The organism is Nocardia aurantia (genome assembly GCF_009604425.1).
In the GTDB taxonomy this organism is placed as follows: domain Bacteria; phylum Actinomycetota; class Actinomycetes; order Mycobacteriales; family Mycobacteriaceae; genus Nocardia; species Nocardia aurantia.
On record NZ_WEGI01000017.1, the window covers coordinates 66,566 to 89,067 of the forward strand.

Genomic DNA, 22,502 nt, shown 5'->3' on the forward strand with positions numbered 1-22,502 from the left:
TGACTGTTGTGGCGAACGTAACACGCGTCCCGGTACCGGGGCCATCCGCCACCGGGCCGCGGCAACCGCCCGGCCATCGTGGCGTTCGCGACCAGCGCCGATCTGTTAACTACCGGGGGATTCCCTCTTCAGCGCCGGACCGCTGCCCTCGCATCATCGACAGGACATCCGATGCGAGGAGATACGATGGACGCAGTCGTCGCGACGACATCCGGTCCGGTCCGGGGCACGATCGAGGACGGCCTCACCGTCTTCCGGGGAATCGCCTACGCACAGCCGCCCGTGGGGCCGCTGCGGTGGGCCGCCCCGGAACCGCCGGTGCCCTGGACCGAACCGCGACCGGCGGTGTCCTTCGGTCCCGCGGCCCCGCAACCGCGTCCTGACGGGATCGTCGGAGACATCTTCTCTCCCGCCTTCCCGAGCGGCGAGGACTGCCTGTCGCTGAACGTGTGGACGCCGGATCCGCAGGCCACGGGCCTGCCGGTGTTCGTGTGGATCCACGGCGGCGCGTTCCTGTTCGGCAGTGGCGCAGACGATCTGATCGATCACGGCTCGTTCGCCCGCTCGGGAATCGTGTTCGTGTCGATCAACTACCGCCTCGGCATGGACGGTTACCTGTACGTCGAGGGCGACGAGAACGCCGGTAACTACGGCACGCTCGATCAGATCGCGGCGCTGCGCTGGGTGCGGGCCAATATCGCGGCGTTCGGCGGCGACCCCGAACGGGTCACGATCGGCGGGGAGTCGGCCGGTGGCACCGCCGTCGCGGCGCTGCTCGCGGCGCCGGCCGCCCGGGGGCTGTTCGTCCGGGCCATCGCGCAGAGTGCGTATCCGGAACCGCTGCTGTCACCGGATTCCGGGCGGATCGTCGCTCGCGAGCTGGAGTCGCGGCTCGGGGTGCCGGCCGGCGACCTGGCGGCCCTGCGCGAGGTCCGCGAATGGCATCCGCGCGATGTCACCACCGTGGTCAGGGAACTGTTCGAGGATGTGGCGAACCGCGACGCCACCCACTACGGCGCCGAGATCGCCGCGCAGATGAACCCGCTCATGCCGATCGTGGGCGGCGAGGTGCTGCCGTCCCGGCCCGTCGAAGCGGGCGCCGCGGGCGAACTCGCGGATGTGGACCTGCTCATCGGCACCAACCGCGACGAATTCCGGATCGTCTTCGCACTCGGGATGATGTCGGTCGACGACGCCACGATCGATGCGGTGTTCGAGGCGACGTTCCCCGGTCGCGGCGCCGAGGCGCTCGCGACCTACGCGGCGGGCCGGCCCGGCTCCTCGCGCCTGGATCTCCTGGCCGCGCTCGAGACCGATCGTTCCTATCGCGTGGGCTCCACGCTCCTCGCCGACGCCCATGCCCGACATCGCCCCGGCTCGACCTGGTTCTATCGATTTGCTTGGCCCTCAACGGCTTTCGATGGCCAGATCGGCGCGGCGCACGCGGTGGAGCTCCCGTTCGTCTTCGACGCGCTCGGCACACCCATGGCCGAGGCGCTGACCGGTCCCGGGGCGCCGCAGCCGCTGGCCGACGACATCCATCGGGCCTGGGTGGCCTTCATCACCACGGGCGATCCGAACCACGACGGCCTGCCGACATGGCCGGCGTACGACCACGCGAAGCGCCGGGTCATGGAGCTGGGATCCGGGCATCGGGTCGTGGCGGCCCCCGACGCCGACGAGCTCGCCCTGTGGATCGGCGACGAGGAAGGACGCTGACCATGCGTCCCGTCGGCGACATTCTCACCGAGCACGCGCGGCAGCGACCCGACGATATCGCCCTGACCTGTGGTGATCGCTCGGTGACGTGGCGGATGCTGGAGTCGCGGGCCAATCGCCTGGCCAGGGCGTACCGCGAACTCGGCGTCGAGGCCGGCGCCATGGTGACGATCGCGCTGCCGAACTCGATCGAGATGTTCGAGGTCTGCTACGCGCTCTGGAAACTGGGCGCGGTGCCGCAGCCGGTCTCCGCCGGACTGCCGGGCAACGAGCTCGCGCAGATCGTGGAGCTGGCCGATCCCGCGCTCGTGATCGGAGTTCCCCGCGACCTGGCGCCGGGGCGACGGACCCTGGCCGCCGGATTCGAGCCCTCGGCCGAGCTCGCCGACAGCCCGTTGCCGACGGCGGTGTCACCGGCCTGGAAGGCGCCGACGTCCGGGGGCAGCACCGGCCGCCCGAAACTGATCGTCTCCGGCCACACCGGCGCACCCGACATCGATGCGCTGGCCACGGTCTTCCGCCTGCGCCGGGACCAGGTGCAACTCGTGCCCGGACCGCTGTATCACAATGCGCCGCTGACGATGTCGACCGTCGGCTCGTATCTCGGTCAGCACGTGATCCTCCTGGAACGGTTCGACGCCGCGGCCGCCCTCGCCGCGATCGCGCGGCATCGCGTCACGATCGTCGATCTGGTGCCCACGATGATGCTGCGGATGCTGCGGCTGATCGACGCCGAACCCGATCGCTACGATCTGAGCTCACTGGAACTCGTCTGGCACATGGGCGGGCCGTGCCCGCCGTGGCTGAAGGACCGCTGGATCGAATTGGTCGGCGCCCACAGGCTTTTCGAACTGTACGGCGGGACCGAGAGTCAGGCGTTCACGGTGCTGGACGGGGCCGAGTGGCAACGGCACCGAGGTTCGGTGGGCCGTCCCGTGACCGGCGAGATCGGCGTCGTCGACAGCCGCGGCGACCTCGTGCCCGCCGGCGTCGAGGGTGAGGTGGTGTTGCGGCGCACGGCCGGCACACCGCCCACCTACCGCTACATCGGCGCCGAACCGCGGGTCTTCGCCGGGGGCTGGGAGTCGCTGGGCGACCTCGGATACCTCGACGACGACGGCTACCTCTACCTGACCGATCGTCGCGCCGACCTGATCGTGAGCGGTGGGGCGAACGTGTATCCCGCCGAGGTCGAGGCGGTCCTCGAACAACACCCCGGCGTGACGGCGGCGGTCGTGGTCGGCCTGCCCGACCACGACCTGGGTGCGCGGGTGCACGCGCTGGTACAGGCCGAGGGGACGATCGATGGCGGTGAGTTGCTTCGATTCGCCGCGGACCGGCTCGCCCGCTACAAGGTCCCGCGCAGTGTGCGGGTCGTGGACGAGGCCCTGCGCAACGACGCGGGGAAGGTGCGCCGCAGTGCGCTGCGAGATCGAGAGGTGACACGACAGTGAACGACCTACGCCCGATCGGGGACCTGCTGACCGAACATGCCCGGCAGCGCCCCGACGCGCCGGCGGTGACCTGCGGCGCGGAGTCCCTCACGTTCGCCGGGCTGGAGGCGCGGGCGAATCGGCTCGCGCGCGCCTACCGGGAGCTCGGCGTCCGGCACGGCGACCTCGTGAGCGTCGGCCTGCCGAACGGCATCGAGTTCTACGCGGCGTGCTACGCCATCTGGAAGCTCGGCGCGACCCCGCAACCGCTGTCCGCTCGGCTGCCCGCCGCCGAGCTGACCCAGGTACTGGCCGTCGCCGAACCGTCCCTGATCGTGGGTTTCCCCGCGGACCTCGCGCCCGGCCGCGTCAGCCTGCCCGCGGGTTTCGTCCCCGATCCCGCGCTCGCCGACACCCCGCTGCCGTCGGCCGAGTCGCCGGCGTGGAAGGCCCCGGCCTCGGGCGGCAGCACGGGTGTCCCGAAGATCATCGTGTCCGGCGCCACGGGCGCCTTCGATGTCGATGCCGTGGGATCGGTATTCGGCATGCGCCGCAACCAGATTCACCTCGTCCCCGGACCTCTGTACCACAACGCGCCGTTCGCGTGGTCGATGCTCGGCTCGTATCTCGGTCATCACCTGATCGTGTTGCCGCGCTTCGACGCCGACGCCGTACTCGACGCCGTCGAACGGCACCGGGTGCAGTGGCTGAGCCTGGTCCCGACGATGATGCACCGCATCGCGCAGGCCCTCGACGCCCGGCCCGGCGGCGCCGATCTCGACTCCCTGGAACACGTCTTCCACACCGGCGCGCCCTGCCCGCCCTGGCTCAAGCGGCGCTGGATCGACCTGGTCGGCGGCGCACGCCTGCACGAGGGGTACGGCGGCACCGAGGGGGTGGCGTTCACCTCGATCGATGGTGACGAATGGCTCACCCGCCCCGGTTCGGTCGGCCGGGTGATCGTCGGCCGGATGCGGGTGGTGGGCCCGGACGGGCTGGAATTGCCGACCGGCGAGATCGGCGAGATCCAGTTGCAACGCCCGGCGGGCGCGGCGCCCACCTACCGCTACCTCGGCGCCACGGTCACCGAATCCGCCGGCGGCTGGGACTCGATCGGAGATCTGGGCCGTTTCGACGCGGACGGCTATCTCTACCTGAGTGATCGCCGCGTGGATCTGATCGTCTCCGGCGGCGCCAACGTCTACCCGGCCGAGGTCGAGGCGGCACTGCTCGAACATCCCCGGGTGTCGTCGGTCGCCGTCGTCGGGCTGCCGGACGACGACCTGGGTCAGCGCGTCCATGCCGTCGTCCAGCCCGAGGGCCGGCTCGAGGCCGGCGAACTACTCGAGTTCGCGGCCACCCGGCTCGTGCGCTACAAGCTGCCGCGTTCCGTGCGCTTCGTCGGCGAACCACTGCGCGACGAGGCCGGCAAGGTCCGCCGCTCCGAGGTGCGCGAGCGCGAGATCGCGCTGCTCACCACCGCCCCCACCGAAGGATTCCGATGACCGGCTACACCTACCTCGAGTACGAGACGTTCGACGACGGCAGCATCGTCCGCATCGCGCTGAATCGCCCCGAGCGCCGCAACGCCCAGCACCGGGGCCTGCTGGTCGAACTCGACGACGCCTTCCTGCGCGCCGAGCGCGACGATGTCGTGCGCGTCGTGATCCTCGCCGGCAACGGGCCGACGTTCTCCGCCGGTCACGATCTCGGTTCCCCCGAGCACATCGCCGAGACGACACCGGGCCCGACCGAGCACCCGACGTACCGCATAAACGGCGGTACGCGACTGGCCGCCGAGCGCCGAATGTTGCAGGAGCACCACTACTTTCAGGAAAACACCAAACGCTGGCGCAACCTGCGCAAGATCACCGTGGCCCAGGTGCAGGGCGAGATCTTCGCGGCCGGGCTCATGCTCGCGTGGGCATGCGATCTGATCGTGGCGGCGACCGACGCGCGCTTCGCCGATCCCGTGGGCCCCCGGCTGGGCGGCGCCGGCGTGGAGTACTTCGCCCACCCCTGGGAGTTCGGTCCGCGAAAGGCCAAGGAACTGCTGCTCACCGGCGACGCGATCGACGCCGAGGAGGCCTACCGCCTGGGCATGGTGACCAAAATCTTCCCCGTCGAGACCCTCGCCGAGCGCACCCTCGAATTCGCGCGCCGTATCGCCACGGTGCCGACCGCGGCGGCGCTGGTGACGAAGGAGGCCGTGAATCAGACGGTCGATGCCCAGGGCTTCCAGACCGCGCTGTCCGCCGCCTTCTCGCTGCACCACTACCTGCACGCGCACTGGGCCGAACTGCACGGCAGCGACATGCCGCTGGCGACACCGGAAGACGGTGTGCCGCACTGGCGTACCGCCCCTCCGGTCCGGATCGCCGGCAAGGACTCGGTGGCCGGCCGGGACCCCGCGGCCGTCTCCGACGCCGGATGACGGGCCGATCGGCATGTTTCGGCTAGGTTGGGGGACCGGCATCCGATCAGTGAACAGGAGGGCACGATGGAGTTGGGCAAGGTGCTGGCACCGGTGATCCACGGTTTCAACGGCGGGATCGTCGCCCTGACGAAGGCGCCGTACATCGGGCCCCGGGTGAGCAGGTACATCACCGAGATCACCTATGTGGGAAGGAAATCCGGCCGGACCATCACGACGCCGGTCGGCTACACCCGCTCCGGCGACGACGTCACCATCGCCGTCTCGATGCCGGAGCAGAAGTCGTGGTGGCGCAATTTCCTCGGCGACGGCGGGCCGATCAGCATCAGGCTCGACGGTGCCGAACGGTCCGGGCACGCGGTGACGCAGCGCGACGACAAGGGTGTACGGGTGCAGATCCGGCTCGACCCCATCAGGTCGGCGTAGGGCCGATCAGTTCTGGCGGGGCAGCAGTTCCGCGGCGAAGCGCTCGGTGAACTCGTCGAACGGTTGTTTGCCGGTGGGCGTGACGACGAATTTGGTCAGCCCCGCCTCGAGATAGCCGTCGATCAGGCGGTGCAGCGCGGGCCAGTCGGCGGCGATCAGGTCGCGCGGGTCGCTGTCGGGCCGGCGGCCGCGGATCGCCGCCGCCAGGTCCGCGGGCAGTTCGCCGTCGGCCAGGGTCAGGTTGATGCCGAAGTGGTCGGGTTCGATCTCGCGCCCGGCCTCGGCGGCGGCCGCGCGGATCGCGCGCACACCCGCCTCGGCCTCGGCGGCGGTCAGGAAACTGCCCAGCCAGCCGTCGCCGTACCGGCCGATGCGGCGGAACGCGCCGGGGGCCGAACCGCCGAGCCAGATATCGAGCGGCCGGGCCGAACGCGGTCGCAGCGCCACCTCCGGCACATCGAAGAATTCGCCGGTGAACGGCCCCTCGCCGCCGTCGAGCGCCGCGCGCAGCAATCGCAGCGACTCGTCGAACACCGCACCGCGTTTCCCCTCGGGGACCGGGAACAGCGCGCGCTCCCCGGGCCGTGCGGGCTGCAAGCCGAACACCGGCAGTACCCGCTTGGGCGCCAGCGCCGCGAGCGAGGCGAGTTGCTTGGCGACCAGCACCGGATTGCGTCCGGGCAGGATCGCCACCGAGGTGCCGACCTTCAACCGGGTGGTCCGCGACAGCGCGAACGCCATCCCGACGATGGGCTCCACCGCCTCGGAGTACACGATCTCGGACAGCCACAGCGAGTCGATGCCCGCGGCCTCCAGCCGGTCGACCATCGCGGGGAGTTCCTCGGCCGCGGTCTGTGCCCCGGACCCGACTCCGAATCGAATCTTCATGCGCGCCTCCTCGATTGCGTAACCGGCCGACCGGCGCCTTTCATTCCCGCCCCGGGTTCGGTGCCACCCGCTCGGCCGGCCGGCGATACCGCGTGCCGCACGCGGTTCAGCGCCGCCGCCCGCGCAGATAATCCGAGACGACCGCCGCGCCCAGGCCGTCCAGATCCGGCGCCACCACCCGGCCGCCGCTGCGGCGGGCGACCAGGTCGACGAACGATTTCAGCCGCGGGTCCTCGCCGAGCATGAAGACCGTCACCGAGGCGCCGAGTTTGGCCAGCGCGTCCACCTGGGCCATGGTCACCGCGAGGGTGCGCTGATCCGGTGGCCAGTTGAACCAGGTGTCGCCGTTGGGTTCCAGGTGCGCGGTCGGCTCGCCGTCGGTGACGACCAGCACGACCGGTACCGCGTCGGGGTGGCGGCGCAGGTGCCGGGCGGCGAGCAGCAGTGCGTGGTGCAGGTTGGTGCCCTGCTCCCAGACGGCCTCCAGGGCGGTCAGTTCGCCGATGTCCACCGTGCCCGCGTGCCGGCCGAAGGTGATCAATTCCAGTGCGTCGGAACGGAATCGGGTGCTGATCAGTTGATGCAGCGCGAGCGAGGTGCGCTTCATCGGCAACCACCGGCCGTCCTGCACCATCGACCACGAGGTGTCGACGCACAGCGCGACGGCGGCGCGGGAGCGTTGTTCGGTCTCCATGATCTCGACATCGGAGACGTCCATCCGCACCTCGCGGCGTCCGGCGGACGCGGACCGCAGCACCGCGTTGCGCACGGTGCGCGACACGTCCCAGGGCTCGGTGTCGCCGAACTGCCACTGCCGGGAACCGCCGGTCGGCTCGCCCGCGGCTCCCGCCCGCGCGGTGTCGCGCTGGCCGCGCCGGGACCGCAAGCGGCCCACGATGTCTCGCAGCGCCACCTCGCCGAGACGGCGTAATGCCTTGGGTGTCAAGCGCAGTGAACCGTCGGCGGTGCGCTCGAACAGGCCCTGGCGGCGCAGCTCCCGTTCCAGTTCCGCGAGCCGTCTCGCGTCGACGCTCGCGTCCTGGCCGAGCTGGCGTTCCAGCGCGTCGAGATCGATGTCCTCCAGCCGGGCGCCGGGATAGGACTGCGCGAGTTGTTCTGCGAGCGCGTCCAATTCGGCCAGATCCTGCAGCGCCTGGGCGCCCTCGCCGAGACCGAGCGGATCCTGGCCGCGGAAGCGCTGGGACGATTCCCAGTCCTCGCCGGGGCGCAGCGCGCGCAGATTCGCGTCGAGCGCGGCGACCTGTCCGGCGATGCGCGGGTCGCCGAACGCCTGGCCGATCAGTTCGGACAGTTCCGCGCGCTGCTCCTCCGACATCGAGTTGAGCATGCGCTGCGCGGCCGCCGAGCGGGCCGCCAGCGCATCGATCAATTCGTCCGTGTTGCGCGGATTCTCGGGGAAGAACTCGCCGTGCTTGGTCATGAACTCGCCGAACTGCCGCTCGGTGTCCTCCCCGCGGGCATGCGCCGCGAGCAGGTCGTTGAGGTCGGACAGCATCTGCTGGATCCGCTCGACGTCTTCGGGGGTCGTGCCCTGCAGGGCCTGTTTCATGCCCTGGAACCGGGATTCCATCAGTTCCTGGCCGAGCAGGTCGCGGATCTTGCGGTAGTTCTCGCGGCCGGTCTCGGACTTCCACTGATATTCGGCGAGTTCGTTGACCGCGGCCGCGGTGCTGGACGGCAGCGCGTCGAGCTGGGCCTCGGCGAACCGGGCATCGTCGGAGGGGTCGGGGAACAGGGCGCCGCGCTCGGCCTCGACCGCCTCGTCCAGCAGCCGCCGCACCTCCTGCAGGGTGCCGTCGAGCCGGTTGCGCCGGGTGATCTCGGCCCGGCGCTGCCACAGCCGCCGGGTCAGTTCCTCGAGGCCACTCATGTTGCGGGTGCCGCGCCGCAACAGCTCCTGCAGCGCGGTGCGCGGCGAACTGCCCTCCATGACCTCGCGCCCGATCTGGTCGAGCGCCTCGCGCAGATCCAGTGGGGGCGCCAGCGGATCGGGGCCGTCGTGGTACGGCCCGTAGGAGTAGCGGCCGGGGCCGGTCATCGCCCGTACACCGCCATGCCGTCGTCGGAATCCTTGGCGATCTGGCGGGCCAGATACAGGGCCTCCAAGCCGAATTCGACGGCCGCCGCGATGCGGGTCGGCGGATCGGCCGCTTCGGCGCCGAGCCGGCGGGCCACCTCGTGCAGGACGGGCAGCTCCGGCAGCGCGGCCAGTACCTCGGTGCCGGGCACCCGCTCGCCGGTGGTGACCAGGTGACCGTCGCCGACGGCCTCGGCCAGCGGCCGCAGGTCCAGGCCGCCGAGCCGGCCGCGCGCGGTCTCCGCGAACGAGCGGCGCAGCAGGTGGGTGAGATGCTCCTGCTCGCGGCCCTCCTCGCCGGATTCGAACTCCAGCTTGCCGCGCAGCACCGCGGGAACCGCGTCGAGGTCGACCGGTCGCGCGACGGCCGGCGACTCGCCGATCAGCGCGGACCGGCGCAGCGCCGCTGCGGCCACCGTCTCCGCCGCGGCGACCGCGAATCGCGCGGACACGCCGGACCGCTGGTCGATCGCGGTGGATTCGCGCAGTTGCCGGACGAACCGGGCCAGCACCTCGATCAACGGGTCGCCGACCTCGGCCACCAACTCGGCCTCCTGGCGGATCAGGGCCATCTCGGCCTCGACCGTCAGCGGGTAGTGGGTGCGGATCTCCGCGCCGAAGCGGTCCTTCAGCGGGGTGATGATGCGGCCGCGATTGGTGTAGTCCTCCGGGTTCGCGGTGGCGACGAGCAGCACGTCCAGCGGCAGGCGCAGCGTGTAGCCGCGGACCTGGATGTCGCGCTCCTCCATCACGTTCAGCAGCGCGACCTGGATGCGCTCGGCGAGGTCGGGCAGCTCGTTGATCGCGACGATGCCGCGATGCGAGCGTGGCACCAGGCCGAAGTGGATGGTCTCGGGGTCGCCCAGGCTGCGGCCCTCGGCCACCTTGACCGGGTCGACGTCGCCGATCAGGTCGCCGACGGAGGTGTCGGGGGTGGCGAGCTTTTCTGCGTAGCGCTCCGAGCGGTGCCGCCAGGCCACGGGCAGGTCGTCGCCGAGTTCGGCGGCCAGCCGGCGGCCGGCCGGGCTGACGGGATCGAGCGGGTGCTCGCCGAGTTCGGCGCCGGCGATCACGGGACTCCACTCGTCCAGCAGGCCGATCAGCGTACGCAGCAGCCGGGTCTTGCCCTGGCCGCGCTCACCGAGCAGCACCACGTCGTGCCCGGCCAGGAGCGCGCGCTCGAGCTGCGGCAGCACGGTCCGGTCGAAGCCGACGATGCCGGGCCACGGGTCCTCGCCCGCACCCAGCTTGGCCAGCAGGTTCTCCCGGATCTCGGTCTTGATCGAGCGGGGCAGGTGGCCGGCGGAGCGCAGCTCGCCTGCGGTGGTGGGCAGGTGTTCAGGAACTGTCACACTACGACGCTACGTCGATCGGGCCACGGCGTCGATGTTCCGGTGAACGCGGAAACCTGCCGGAAATATGGTTGACAATCTCGCCGCCAACGGTATTCGCCCTGTCCGATGTGACACAACTCACTGATGTGCGATGGCTATTCGAGTTGGTCTGCAACGCAACGCAATCCGGTTCGGGCAAAAGCAAATCAACCGCAAATTCATGTTGTGAACGCTGTCATGACAATTCTGAGGATGCGCTGAGGATTAGCCGAGCCCTAGCATCGCCGATGATCACAGTTTGCTTGCGATCGTGGAAAACCCGAGGCAGACGGGTTGGAGGCGTCGCCCTACCCCGAAAGTGCCTGAGATTCAGATGAGGAAAACCATTACCATCGCCGCGCTCGTCAGCGTGGCGGTCGGGATCACCACCGGTGTCGCGAACGCCGATGAGGCATCCGCTCCGCAACCCATCCGGGTGCACACCCTGGAACAGCGCCAGGACGCGGGCCAGGAGATGGACGTCAACGGCGTCCACTACACCCTCGGCCGCGACGGCGATTCGATCCTGCTGACCGCCCCCGACAACTCCTTCGACACGGTCGACGGCAACCTGGTCGTGAACGACGTGGACGGCAACGCCGTCGACGCGCTGCCGCTGAGCTATCGCAAGGACAATGTCGCCTTCCCGATCGACGCGCGGATCGACGACCACACCGCGCGCCTGACCCCGGCGCTGGCCGGGGGCGCCGACACCGCCGACCCGCTCAGCGCCGAGGCCATCGCGGCGGCGAAGCCGATCGAGTCCTTCACCCCGCGCGACCAGCAGGAGCTGGGTGCGTTCTCACAGCGCACCGGCATCGCGAGCACCGTGGGCGCCGTCGTCGGCGCGATCGTCGGCGGCGGCATCGGCTGCATCGCCGGTGCGGTCGTGGGTTCGGTGTCCGCGGCCATCACCACGCTGCTCGGTGGCTTCCTGCCGGGCGCCGTCGTCGGCTGCATCGCGGGCGTCGCGCTGATCGGCTCGGTCGGCACGCTGGCGGGCGCGGCCTTGGTCGCGGGCCCGGTGGTGTTGTTCTCGGCCTTCCAGTACTTCTCGACCATCCTGTCGCCGTGCACCGGCCCGGGTGCCTACTGCGTCGACCCGGCCGCCCCGGCGCCGGCCAAGTGACGCCTGCCCGAATCGGCTGAGGCCGGCCCGGATCGACGAACGGTCCGGTCCGGCAACAGGGTTCGGGATCACAACTACACACCGGTCGGTACGGGTGCGCCGCGTGATCGCGGCGCACCCGTTCCGTCTCTCGACCTGCACGGTCGAGCAGCGACATCGGGTTCGCTGGCAGTCAATCGCCTTACGCCACTATCATTCTCGCGATAGGAACCGGGTAAGCCCAACGACTGCGAAAAGAGCTCGCCATGATCATCGCGGCCCTCCACGACACCCTTCTCGCTCAGGTCGGCAACCCCACCCCGGAGACCCCGCCGGCGGCGGACAAGCTGATGAAGCTCGTGCGGTACTTCACCTGGTTCGTACTCCTGTCCGGCGTGCTGGCGATCACCTACGCCGGGGGGCATTTCGCCTGGGAGAAGTGGACCGGTGGCGGATCGCAATCGCCGAAGATGGTGGCAGGCGCCATGATCGGCGGGATCGTCGCCACCAGCGCCGGCACCATCATGAACGCCGTCATCGGCTGAACTCCGCACCGCCGGCGCAGCCGGACAACCGTGCCGAGGCGCATTCGAATCACGAGTAGCGCAAACCTGTTCCCGCGGTGACCCGCTGCGTACGGTGCAGCGGTGTCTTCGACCGATGTCCGGCCCGCCCGGGTCACGCTGCGCGGGGTGAGCCGTGCCTTCGGCACGCGAACGGTGCTGCGCGACATCGATCTCGACGTCACACCCGGTGAAACCGTTGCCCTGGTAGGGGCTTCCGGCAGCGGTAAGTCGACCTTGCTGCGCCTGCTCGCGGGCCTGGACCGGCCCAGCGGCGGTACCGTCCACATCGACGAGCGGCCGGTACGCGGCGTGGATCCGCGCTGCGCCGTGGTGTTCCAGGAGCCGCGGCTGCTGACCTGGCGCGACCTGGCCGGGAACGTCGCTCTCGGGTTGCCCGCGGGCACCGCGCGGTCCGAAGGCCGTGCCGCCGTGCGGCATTGGCTGGAGGTCGTCGGGCTCGGCGGGTTCGAGCGGCATCGGCCGCGGCAGGTGTCCGGTGGTATGGCGCAGCGCACCGCGCTGGCCCGCGCGCTGGTGCGCCGGCCCGGGGTGTTACTGCTCGACGAACCGTTCGCGGCCCTCGACGCCCTCACCCGGCTGCGCATGCAGGACCTGCTGACGGCGGTGCAGCGCGAGACCGGCACCACCGTCGTGCTCGTCACTCATGACGTGGACGAGGCGCTCACCCTCGCCGACCGGATCGTGGTGCTCGCCGCCGGGGGAACCGCGGCGGCCGTGGACGACTCGGGCGCGCGGATCGCCGCCTCGGTCGGCATCACGGCGGCCCGCCCGCGCGACCGCGCCGACCCCGAACTCGAGGCGCTGCGCCTGCAGCTGCTCGACCTACTCGGCGTGCCCCGGCGCGGGCCCGCCGTTGCCGCAGAACCGCACGAGGAGATCGTCGATGAAGCACCGAATCCTTTCCGCCGCAACGGCCGTCGTAGCGGCGGTGACGTTGCTGTCGGCCTGCGGTAGCGGCGGCGGCTCCGGCGCGTCCGAGGCGGTGCACCTCGACTACGCCTACTACAACCCGCTGAGCCTGGTGGTGCGCGATCAGAAACTTCTGGAGAACAAGGGTTACGACGTGACCTGGGTGCTGTCCAGCGGCAGCAACAAGGCCAACGAGGGTGTCCGCTCCAAGGCGCTGGACTTCGGCTCCACCGCGGGCTCGGCGGCGCTGGTCGCCCGCGCCAACGGCACACCGCTGAAGTCGGTCGACGTCTACAGCAAGCCGGAGTGGACGGCACTGGTCGTCGGCAAGAACTCGCCGATCACCGCCCTGAACCAGTTGAAGGGCAAGAAGATCGCCGCCACCAAGGGCACCGACCCGTACTTCTTCCTGGTGCAGGCGCTCGCCTCGGTCGGACTCACCACCGGTGACGTCGAGATCGTGAACCTGCAACATCCGGACGGCAAGACCGCGCTGGAACGCGGCGACGTGGACGCCTGGGCCGGGCTCGACCCCTACATGGCCCAGACCGCGCAGGAGCAGGGCTCCCGATTGCTGTATCGCAACGTCGATTTCAACACCTACGGCGTGCTCAACACCCGCGAGGACGTCATCGCGCAGCGTGGCGGCACGGTTCGCGCGGTGGTCGACGCCTACGAGCAGGCCCGCGGCTGGGCACTCGCCCATCCCGACGAACTGACCGCCCTGCTGGCGCGCGAGGCGAAGATCCCGGCGAGCGTCGCGAAGGAGGAGCTCGACCGCACCACCCTCGGCATCGACCCGGCCCCGGGCGACACCCTGCGAACGGTGTTGTCCCACATCGTCCCCCTGCTGGCCGCCGACAACGACGTGAAGTCCGCCGACGCCGCGCAGACGGCCCTCACCGGCCTGCTGGAACCGAGCTTCGCCCAGCGCCGGTCGTCGTGACCGGTGAGCCGGCGTCCGGGGCCGCGGCACTCCCGGCGGTCGAACGGGACGCCGCCGCGGTCGACAAGCGAGCAGCGCCGGAAGTGCCCGGCAGCGGCGCTTCGGCGCCCGTCACTGCCGGACGCCCGAGCGAGCAGACGGTGGACGCCGGTAATGCTGTAGCACATAGGATTTCGTCCCGGTGGGGCTGGGCTGGGCGGGTGCGGTCCGGGTTGGTGGCGTTGCTGGTGCCGCTGGCGTTGCTCGGGTTGTGGCAGTGGATCACGGCGGCCGGGCTGTATTCGCCCAGTCAGTTGCCGCCGCCCGCGGAAGTCGTTGCGGCGCTGGGTGATCTGCTGCGTCACGGGGAACTGTGGACCAATGTCGGGGTCAGCGTGCGGCGGGTGGTCACCGGTTATGTGTGCGGTGTCGGCGCGGCGCTGGCGCTCGGGGCCGCGATCGGGCTGTCGCCGGTGGTGCGGCGGCTGTTCGCGCCGACGGTCGAGGCGTTGCGCACGGTGCCGTCGCTGGCGTGGGTGCCGTTGTTGCTGTTGTGGCTGGGGATCGGGGAGGAGCCGAAGATCGTGCTCGTCGCGATCGGCGCGTTCTTCCCGGTGTACACCACCACCGCCTCGGCGCTCTCTCACGTCGATCCGCACCTGCTGGAGGTGGGACGTGCGTACGGGCGCACCGGGATTCGGCTGCTGGGCACGATCGCGCTGCCCGCCGTGGCGCCCACTCTGGTCAACGGCCTGCGGTTGGGGCTGGCCAACGCGTGGCTGTTCCTGGTCGCCGCCGAGCTGATCGCCTCGTCGAAGGGACTGGGCTTCCTGCTCATCGACAGTCAGAACACCGGCCGCACCGACATCATGCTGCTGGCGATCGTGCTGCTGGCCCTGCTCGGCAAGCTCAGCGACGTGCTGTTCGCCGCCGCGGAACGCGGGCTCGCGGCCCGGCGGGCGTAGGGGCGGCGGAAATCACCGCAGCGGAATCCATTCCGTGCCGGTCGTGGCGGCGGCGAGCGCGTCCGGGAGGGGTTCGATGCCGAGCCCCGGTCCGTCCGGGACGCGAATGTACCCGTCCGCCATCTCGATCGGCTCGGTGACGTCCCGGTCGTAATAGCGGCCGGACGGCGTGATGTCCGCGGGCTCGGTGCAGCCCGGCAGCGCCGCCACCGCGAGATTGGCGGCCTGGCCGAGACCGGTCTCCAGCATCCCACCACACCAGGCCGGGATGCCGGCGGCGACGCAGACATCATGGACGCGAAGCGATTCCAGCAGCCCGCCGACCCGGCCCGGCTTGATGTTCACCACCGCGCACGCGCCCAGACGGATCGCCTCGGCGGCGGCGCGGGCCGAGACGATCGACTCGTCCAGGCAGAGCGGGGTACGCAGGCGGCGGGCCAGCACGGCGTGATCGCCGATGTCCTCCTCGCCGAGAGGCTGTTCCAGCATGGCCAGGCCGAATTCGTCGAGTTCGGCGAGCCGGTCGGCGTCGGCGAGGGTGTACGCGGCGTTGGCGTCGACCTGTAGCAGCACGTCGTCGCCGAAGCGCTCGCGCACCGCGCGGACCGGTTCGACGTCCCAGCCGGGCTCGATCTTCAGCTTGATCCGCCGATAGCCCTCGCCGAGGTGGGTGGCGACCGTGTCGAGCAGTGCCGGGAGGCCGTCCACGATGCCGATCGATACACCCGAAGCGACCACGGCCCGGGTCGCGCCGAGATACGTTGCGCAGGAACGGTTCCGGGCGCGCAGCCACGCGTCGAGCAAGGCCGTCTCGACGGTGGCCTTCGCCATCCGGTGGCCCCGCACCCGAGCGAAGATCGGCGCGATGTCGCCCGGTTCCGGATCACCGTGCGCCGCCAGCGCGGGCAACAGGAACCGGCGGACGACCTCGGCCGCGCCGTCGAGATATTCGGCGGAATAGCTCGGATCGGGCAGCGCGACACACTCACCCCAGCCCTCGGCGTCCGGTGTCACGATGCGCAGCAGCAGGATCCAGCGGTGCCGCTCGATACCCATCGAGGTCCGGAACGGTTCGCGCAACGGCAGTTCCATCCACCGCAGTTCGGCACCCTCGAGTTCCATCCGCCCACCCTAAGCGTACTGCCGGGCCGGCCGGCGGACCGCGGCTCGGGCGGGCATTCCTCGATCGGCGCAACACTCTGGGACAATCCGACGATCCCGTGATCCGGCGGACCGGCGGACCGGCTGGGCGGAGCCGATACTCGCAGCGCCGGCCGGCGCCCCGGTGCGGGCCGGCTGGTGCGCGATGTCGTGGCGGGGCCGGGCCCGTTGGAGAGCTCGATGCCTGCGACCCCGGGGCGCACTCCGTAGTGGTGGTCGCGACGGAAGGTGCTGGTACGCAACGTCAATCGGGGTCAATCGCCGATCGGCGCCAGGCCGACGGGCTGACGCCGCGGGCGCGTTTGAACGCGGTGCTGAAGGCGAAGGCGTCCTGATAGCCCACGGTGCGAGCGACTATCGCGATCGGAGCGTCGCTGTCCCGCAACAGATCCGCGGCCAGGGTCATGCGCCAGTCGGTGAGATAGGACAACGGCGGGCGGCCCACCAGTTCGGTGAACCGCGCGGCGAACGCGGCGCGGGACATTCCGGCCCGGCCCGCCAGCTCCGCGACCGACCAGCGATGAGCGGGGTTGCCGTGCAACAGATTCAGGGCACCGGAGATCGCGGGATCCGCGAAAGCGTTCGTGCGATCCGGGATCTTGCCGCCCGGCCGGATGCACCACTCGCGCAGTACCAGTGCCAGGAGCAGATCCAGCAGGCGGTGCAGGACGGCGTCCTGGCCGGGCTCGTCGCGAACCACCTCGGCGGACAGCAGTTCGAGCGTCGCGCGGGTGCGCGGCCCGGCCGCGACGATCGCCAGGGGCGGGAGCAGATCCAGCAGTCGCGCGCCGACGGCACCGTGCAGGGTGTAGGCCGTCCGCACCATGACCGTGGCGCCCGGAAGTCCGTCACCATAGGTGCGGGGCCGGAGCGGTTGCGAGGCAACAGGTTCCGCACTCAGCGACTCCTTCCGGCCGTCGCGGATCACGACCTGTGGCGGGGTACCCGGATCGTCGCGGACCGTGTGGTCGGCGTCGCCGGTGAGGAGTGCGATGTCACCGGCGGCGAGCCTGCGCGGTGGCCGCGCCGGCTCGTCGAACCCGATCCAGCAGTGTCCGGCGAGGATCGTCACCAGGGTGAGATCGGGTGGATCGGCGAAGGTCAGTGCCCACGGTGGGCGCTGGATCAGCTGCCGGACCGTCGACTGGCGGGCCTGCGCTCCGCGCAGCAGATCGGTGAGCACGTCCATGCCGGCACGATAGCCGCTGGACGATCGCAAAGGTATCGCGGATCGTGAACCATGGATCGTCTCGTTCCCGCGAGGTTGGCTGGATCCATGACCAACATCCTCGTTCTCGGCGGTACCGGCACCACCGGACGCCGTATCGCCCACCGACTGCGCGCCACCGGACATCCGGTGCGCACCGCCGCGCGAGCCGGCGCCGATCTCGCGGTGGATCTGACGGCCCCGGCCGGCTGGCCGGCGGCCGTCGCGGACGTGAGCGCGGCGTATCTGATGGAGCCGGCCGTCCCGGCCGACGCGGCGGGCCGCGAGCGGCTCGCCCGATTCGCCGCGGACGTGGTGGCGGCGGGCGCGCGGCGGCTGGTGTTGTTGTCGGCGCCGGGCGGGGGCGAGCCCGGCCACCCCCTGTACGCGGCGGAGCGGGCGGTGCGCGATGCCGGCGTCGAGTGGACGATCCTGCGGCCCAACTGGTTCGCGCAGAATTTCAGCGAAGGCATCTGGCGGCGTGGCATTCTCGACGGCACCCTCACACTGCCCGCCGGCGCCGGTCGTGCTCCCTTCCTCGATGCCGACGACATCGCCGACGTCGCGGTCGCGGCGCTGACCGGGACCGGTCATCACGGCCGCGCGTACGAGTTGAGCGGCCCGCGCGCGATCGGGTTCGGGGAGGCGACCGAGATCATCGGTGCCGCGCTCGGGCGGCCGGTGCGGTACGACGACATCGAGCCGGACGCCTTCGTCGAACGTCAGACCGCGGCGGGCGTGCCGGCGGCCGTCGCGCGCATGATGACCGGCCTGCTGGCCGGGTTGCGGGACAGCGGTCCGGGCAGTGCAGTCACCGACGGCGTCGAGCGGGCACTCGGCCGGCCGGCCCGCTCGTTCGAGGATTTCGCCGCTGCGGCGGCCGCGGCGGGAGCGTGGCGGCCCGAGGCGGTTCAGTCGAGTCCGGGCATCGGTAATCCGGCGTAGTTCTCCGCGAGTTCGGTTGCGGCGGAGCGTGATCCGACGACCCGCCGCAACTGGGACAGTTGCAGCCGGGCGTCGAAGTCGTCGCCGTGGCGGTGCAGCATCGTGGTCATCCACCACGAGAAGTGGGTGCAGCGCCAGACCCGTTCCAGTGCGGTGTCGGAATACGTTGCGGCGGGGGCGGTGTCGCCGTCGCGCAGCCACGCGATCAGGGCCCGGGACAGCAGGGCCACGTCGGCGATCGCCAGATTCAGGCCCTTGGCGCCGGTGGGCGGCACGATGTGCCCGGCGTCGCCGGCCAGGAACAACCGGCCGTGCCGCAGCGGAGTGGTGACGAAACTGCGCATCGGCAGCACGCTCTTCTCCGTGATGGCACCGGTTTTCAGCGTCCAGCCGTCGAGCGCGAAGCGGGTGGCGAGGTTGTCCCAGATCCGGTCGTCGCTCCAGTCGCCGATGTTCTCGTCCGGGGTGACCTGGAGGTAGAAGCGGCTGACAGTCCGCGAGCGCATGCTGTGCAAGGCGAAACCGTCGGGGTGCCAGGCGTAGATCAATTCGTCGGTGGACGGTTCGACATCGGCCAGCACGCCCAGCCAGGCGAACGGATAGTTCCGTTCCCAGGTGTGCCGCAACGCATCCGGGATCGCCTGTTTGCTCGGGCCGTGGTAACCGTCGCAGCCGACCACGATCTCGGCGTCGACGCGCCGCGGCCGCCCCGCCGCGTCGACGAACGCGACATACGGTCGCTCACCGTCGATCTCGTGCGCGGTGACCTCCGACGCCGCGTAGAACGCGGCCTGCCCGGCGCGTTCGCGGGCCGCGAGCAGATCCTTGGTGACCTCGGTCTGCCCGTACACCCACACCGAGCGCCCGATCAGGTCCACGAAGTCGAGGTGGTGCCGCTCGTTCGGCCACTGCAGGTGAATTCCGCGGTGTTCCATGCCTTCCCGCGCCAGGCGCTCACCCAGTCCCGCGCGGCGCAGCAGATCGACGCTGCCCGCCTCCAGGATCCCGGCGCGGATGCGGGCGGCCACATGCTCCGCGTTCTGCCGTTCGATCAGCACCGAGTCGATGCCCGCGGCATCGAGCAGATGCGCCAGCAGCAGCCCGGCCGGGCCGGCGCCGATGATCGCCACACGGGTTCGCATGTGCGGGACTCCTCGTCGAATCGGGATGGGTACCGGTATCCGGCGCCGGACGCGCCGCCCCAAGGTCCTTCCGAGGATGCGTCGCCGGGATCACACATCACCACCACTGTTCCATTGAATGGGTGAAATGACTCGTTTGTGCTGGTAGAACTGATTCATGGCGAGGTCGACCAGCGGTGAATCAGTGCTGGAACGGGTCGTGCGCATCTTCGAGGCGTTCGACACCGAGACGCCGTCGATCACCGTCACCGAACTGGCCCGCCGTGCCGGATTGCCCCCGGCGACCGCGTCGCGCCTGGTCGGCGAACTCGTCGGGTACGGCTGGCTGCGCCGCGACGCCGACCGGCGTGTCCGGATCGGGGTGCGGATGTGGGAACTGGCGGTGCGGGCGTCCCCGACCCTCGGCCTGCGCGAGGCCGCGATGCCCTACATGGAGGATCTGCACGCTGTCGTCGGGCACCACGTCCAACTCGGTGTGCTGCACCATCGCGAGGTGCTCTACGTCGACCGGCTGTCGGCGCCGGGGGCGGTCCGCAACGTCAGCCGGTTCGGCGGCCGGATGCCGCTGCACGCCACCTCGCTGGGGCTGGTGCTGCTGGCGCACGGCCCGATCGAACTCCAGGAGTCGATCCTCGCGGGCCCCTTGCGCGCCTTCACCGAACGCACCCCCAGCGATCCGCGCACCCTGCGGGTGCTGCTCGGCGAGATCCGGCACACCGGCTACGCCTACTGCGACGGCTTCATCGACGACCTCTCCACGGCTGTCGCGGCCCCGCTCCGCGGCCGGGGTGACCATGTGGTCGCGGCGCTGTCGGTGATCGTCCCGCGCGACGGCTCCGCCCGCTCGACCCTGCCCGCCCTGCTCGCCGCCGCCCGCGGAATCTCCCGTACTCTGCAATCCCCGGGTTTCACCGCGACCGGCTGAGCCGACGACCCGGTGGCACGACGCCTCACGGCCGCAGTCGAATTCCGGGCGCTCGGTGGCACGGGGTCGCGCACCGGTCGTCGGCGACGCCGGTGGCTACTTCCACCCCGCCGAGATTCCTCTTCCATTGAATGGAACGCAGGTAGTGCCCGGTGCCCCGAACCGGCCATGCTCCGCTGCGGAGCGCGATCGGGCCCGGGTCCGCGGGTGATCGCGCCGTGGACGACGAGATTCGAGGAAGATTCATGAGCGTCATCCGTGAGCTGCTGATCGGCGGCAAGGAAACTCCCGCGCGATCCGGCCACACCGCCGACGTGGTGACCCCGCACACCGGAGAGGTGTTCGCGACGGTCGCCGCGGCCGCACCCGCCGACGTGACCGCCGCCGTCGACGCGGCGGCCCACGAGTTCGAATCCTGGTCGGCGCTGGGCCCGTTCGAACGGCGCGCGATCTTCCTCACGGCCGCGGATCTGCTGGAGCAGCGGATCGAGGCGGCCGCCGACACGATGGCCGGCGAGGTCGCCGCCACCCGCGGCTGGGCGCACTTCAATGTCGGGCTGGCGGCCAACGTGTTTCGTGAGGTGGCGGCCGCGATCACCGCGCCGCGCGGTGAGGTGCTGGCCGCACAGCAACCCGGTGTGCTGGGCATGGCCGTGCGCGAGCCGGTGGGCGTGGTCGCGGCGATCGCGCCGTGGAACGCCCCGCTGATCCTGTCGGCCCGGGCTGTCGCCGCGCCGCTGGCCGCCGGAAATACGGTGGTGCTCAAGCCCAGTGAGGCCGCGCCGCTGTCCAGCGGCCTGTTCATCGCCGACGTGCTGCGCGATGCCGGACTGCCCGCCGGGGTCCTGAACGTGGTCACGAACGCGCCCGCCGACGGTCCCGCGGTGGTGGCGGCGCTGATCGCCGACCAGCGGGTCCGGGCGGTGAACTTCACCGGTTCGACCGAGGTCGGCCGCATCGTGGGAACCCTTGCCGCGCAGCATCTCAAGCCGGCCGTGCTGGAACTCGGCGGCAAGAACTCGGTGCTGGTACTCGCCGACGCCGATGTCGACTATGCGGTCCGGGCAACGGTTTTCGCGACCTTCGCCAACTCCGGCCAGATCTGCATGTCCGCCGACCGCATCCTGGTGCACGAATCGCTGGCGGCGGAGTTCACCACGAAACTCGCCGAGGTGGTGGCGAATCTGCCCACCGGTGGCCCCGAGGATCCGGCGACCGTAGTCGGGCCTCTCGTGAACACCGCTGCCGCCCAGCGTGTCTCGGCCCTGATCGCCGATGCCGTCGGCAAGGGCGCGACGGTGCTCGCCGGTGGTGGCGAGCCGAGCGGCGCCCTGCACCCCGCCACCGTCCTGGCGAACGTGCCCGCGGCCGCCGAGATCGCCCGGGCCGAGATTTTCGGCCCGGTCTCGGTGGTCGAGACCTTCGCCACCGACGACGAGGCGATCGCGCTGGCCAACGACACCGCGAACGGCCTGTCCGCGGGCATCATCACCGAGAACGGCACCCACGGCCTGAAGGTCGCGGCCCGGCTGCGCACCGGCATCGTGCACATCAACGACCAGTCCGTCGGCGACGAACCGCAGGCCCCCTTCGGCGGTTTCAAGGCCTCCGGCTACGGCCGCTTCGGCGGCCGCTGGGGCATCGAGGCGTTCTCGAACACCCGCTGGGTCACCCTCGCCACCGAACACGCGCGCTTCCCCGGCTGATCCGCCCTCCGGATCCCGCTGAGCGCAACCCTTCTCGGCCGGCGACCCCTGCGCTACCGTCGCGTTCATGACCAGTGTGCCCCTCGACCTGACCGTGCTGGAAGTCGAGTGGGACCACCCGGACGCGGTGACACTGCGCGACGAGATGGCCGCCGAGGTGGGCCCGCGCTACGCCGGCCTGATGCGCGAATTCCCGGTGAACCCCAACCACGTGGACCCGGACACGGTCGTCCGCACCTACGTGGCGTACGCCGACGGTCCCGCCGGTCACGCGGCGGTCCGCTGGAACCGCGCCGACCTGGAACTGAAGCGCATGTTCGTCCGCCCCCGCCATCGCGGCTCGTACACCGCCACCGCCCTGCTCGAGGCCGCCGAGCGCACCGCCCGCACCCTCGCCCTGCCGCGCCTGATCCTGCAAACCGGCCACCTCCAACCGGAAGCGGTCCGCTTCTACGAGCGCAACGGTTACCAGCGCATCCCGCACTTCCCGCCCTACGAGGTCCTGCCCCTGTCCCACTGCTTCGAGAAGCGGTTCACCTGAGCGCGACCCG

The 22,502-nt window shown here is 70.8% G+C and carries 19 protein-coding genes and 1 pseudogene; 14 read left to right on the forward strand and 6 right to left on the reverse strand.

All coding sequences use genetic code 11. From position 1 onward, the window contains the following. Positions 1–78 precede the first annotated feature (78 nt). The 5 genes from NRB56_RS33805 (at position 79) to NRB56_RS33825 (ending at position 6,012) form a co-directional block, all read left to right on the forward strand. On the forward strand, positions 79–1,719 hold the full coding sequence (locus tag NRB56_RS33805) for a carboxylesterase/lipase family protein (RefSeq protein ID WP_153348430.1): 1,641 nt from the start codon (positions 79–81) through the stop codon (positions 1,717–1,719). Then, on the forward strand, positions 1,716–3,173 hold the full coding sequence (locus NRB56_RS33810; protein ID WP_406603569.1) for an AMP-binding protein: 1,458 nt from the start codon (positions 1,716–1,718) through the stop codon (positions 3,171–3,173). The genes NRB56_RS33805 and NRB56_RS33810 overlap by 4 nt, the downstream gene beginning before the upstream one ends. After that, positions 3,170–4,657 (forward strand): AMP-binding protein, encoded by a 1,488-nt coding sequence (locus tag NRB56_RS33815; RefSeq protein ID WP_319943923.1) that lies wholly within the window; start codon positions 3,170–3,172, stop codon positions 4,655–4,657. Before NRB56_RS33810 ends, NRB56_RS33815 begins: the two co-directional genes overlap by 4 nt. Further along, positions 4,654–5,586 (forward strand): enoyl-CoA hydratase, encoded by a 933-nt coding sequence (locus tag NRB56_RS33820; RefSeq protein WP_153348432.1) that lies wholly within the window; start codon positions 4,654–4,656, stop codon positions 5,584–5,586. Before NRB56_RS33815 ends, NRB56_RS33820 begins: the two co-directional genes overlap by 4 nt. Positions 5,587–5,652: 66 nt before the next feature. Then, positions 5,653–6,012, forward strand: a complete 360-nt coding sequence (locus NRB56_RS33825; protein WP_194291090.1) for a nitroreductase/quinone reductase family protein — start codon at positions 5,653–5,655, stop codon at positions 6,010–6,012. A 6-nt stretch (positions 6,013–6,018) separates the two neighbouring features. Here the strand turns inward: NRB56_RS33825 and NRB56_RS33830 are convergent, their stop codons facing one another. From NRB56_RS33830 to NRB56_RS33840, 3 genes are all read right to left on the reverse strand, one after another. Beyond that, complete coding sequence (locus NRB56_RS33830; protein WP_153348434.1) at positions 6,019–6,900, reverse strand: TIGR03854 family LLM class F420-dependent oxidoreductase; 882 nt, start codon at positions 6,898–6,900, stop codon at positions 6,019–6,021. 106 nt (positions 6,901–7,006) lie between these two features. After that, entirely contained in the window at positions 7,007–8,959 is a 1,953-nt protein-coding gene (locus tag NRB56_RS33835) for a VWA domain-containing protein (RefSeq protein ID WP_153348435.1), read from the reverse strand. Further along, a complete protein-coding gene (locus NRB56_RS33840) occupies positions 8,956–10,350 on the reverse strand; it encodes a sigma 54-interacting transcriptional regulator (RefSeq protein ID WP_319943924.1) in 1,395 nt (464 codons plus the stop codon). Before NRB56_RS33840 ends, NRB56_RS33835 begins: the two co-directional genes overlap by 4 nt. A gap of 355 nt (positions 10,351–10,705) precedes the next feature. Here NRB56_RS33840 and NRB56_RS33845 point away from each other — a divergent pair, with 355 nt between their 5' ends. The 5 genes and pseudogenes from NRB56_RS33845 to NRB56_RS33865 all read left to right on the forward strand — a co-directional run bounded on the left by NRB56_RS33845 (position 10,706) and on the right by NRB56_RS33865 (position 14,865). Further along, a complete protein-coding gene (locus NRB56_RS33845) occupies positions 10,706–11,500 on the forward strand; it encodes a hypothetical protein (protein WP_153348436.1) in 795 nt (264 codons plus the stop codon). Between the two features lie 245 nt (positions 11,501–11,745). Then, positions 11,746–12,024 (forward strand): hypothetical protein, encoded by a 279-nt coding sequence (locus NRB56_RS33850; RefSeq protein WP_019930639.1) that lies wholly within the window; start codon positions 11,746–11,748, stop codon positions 12,022–12,024. Between the two features lie 102 nt (positions 12,025–12,126). Beyond that, positions 12,127–12,900, forward strand: a pseudogene (locus NRB56_RS33855) (ABC transporter ATP-binding protein); the annotation flags it as partial. 49 nt (positions 12,901–12,949) lie between these two features. Further along, positions 12,950–13,921: an aliphatic sulfonate ABC transporter substrate-binding protein gene (locus NRB56_RS33860; RefSeq protein WP_153348437.1), complete on the forward strand. Its 972-nt coding sequence runs from the start codon at positions 12,950–12,952 to the stop codon at positions 13,919–13,921. Between the two features lie 200 nt (positions 13,922–14,121). Beyond that, the gene (locus NRB56_RS33865) at positions 14,122–14,865 is read left to right on the forward strand and encodes an ABC transporter permease (RefSeq protein ID WP_406603567.1); all 744 of its coding nucleotides are present in this window, start codon (positions 14,122–14,124) and stop codon (positions 14,863–14,865) included. A gap of 12 nt (positions 14,866–14,877) precedes the next feature. On the opposite strand, the gene menC is transcribed toward NRB56_RS33865, so the two are convergent. Then, positions 14,878–15,987 (reverse strand): o-succinylbenzoate synthase, encoded by a 1,110-nt coding sequence (gene menC / locus NRB56_RS33870; RefSeq protein WP_153348438.1) that lies wholly within the window; start codon positions 15,985–15,987, stop codon positions 14,878–14,880. A 283-nt stretch (positions 15,988–16,270) separates the two neighbouring features. Further along, positions 16,271–17,215, reverse strand: coding sequence for an AraC family transcriptional regulator (locus tag NRB56_RS33875; RefSeq protein WP_153348439.1), 945 nt, complete (start codon positions 17,213–17,215; stop codon positions 16,271–16,273). An 87-nt stretch (positions 17,216–17,302) separates the two neighbouring features. Between NRB56_RS33875 and NRB56_RS33880 the strand changes: the two genes are divergently transcribed. Continuing rightward, on the forward strand, positions 17,303–18,178 hold the full coding sequence (locus tag NRB56_RS33880; protein WP_153348440.1) for an NAD(P)H-binding protein: 876 nt from the start codon (positions 17,303–17,305) through the stop codon (positions 18,176–18,178). Here NRB56_RS33880 and NRB56_RS33885 read toward each other — a convergent pair. Continuing rightward, positions 18,145–19,320, reverse strand: coding sequence for a 4-hydroxybenzoate 3-monooxygenase (locus tag NRB56_RS33885; RefSeq protein ID WP_153348441.1), 1,176 nt, complete (start codon positions 19,318–19,320; stop codon positions 18,145–18,147). The genes NRB56_RS33880 and NRB56_RS33885 overlap by 34 nt on opposite strands. Before the next feature lie 157 nt (positions 19,321–19,477). Here NRB56_RS33885 and NRB56_RS33890 point away from each other — a divergent pair, with 157 nt between their 5' ends. The 3 genes from NRB56_RS33890 to NRB56_RS33900 all read left to right on the forward strand — a co-directional run bounded on the left by NRB56_RS33890 (position 19,478) and on the right by NRB56_RS33900 (position 22,492). Further along, positions 19,478–20,245: an IclR family transcriptional regulator gene (locus NRB56_RS33890; RefSeq protein ID WP_153348442.1), complete on the forward strand. Its 768-nt coding sequence runs from the start codon at positions 19,478–19,480 to the stop codon at positions 20,243–20,245. A gap of 245 nt (positions 20,246–20,490) precedes the next feature. Beyond that, positions 20,491–21,951 (forward strand): aldehyde dehydrogenase family protein, encoded by a 1,461-nt coding sequence (locus tag NRB56_RS33895; RefSeq protein WP_153348443.1) that lies wholly within the window; start codon positions 20,491–20,493, stop codon positions 21,949–21,951. Positions 21,952–22,018: 67 nt separating this feature from the next. Further along, positions 22,019–22,492, forward strand: a complete 474-nt coding sequence (locus NRB56_RS33900; RefSeq protein ID WP_153348444.1) for a GNAT family N-acetyltransferase — start codon at positions 22,019–22,021, stop codon at positions 22,490–22,492. Positions 22,493–22,502: the final 10 nt, after the last annotated feature.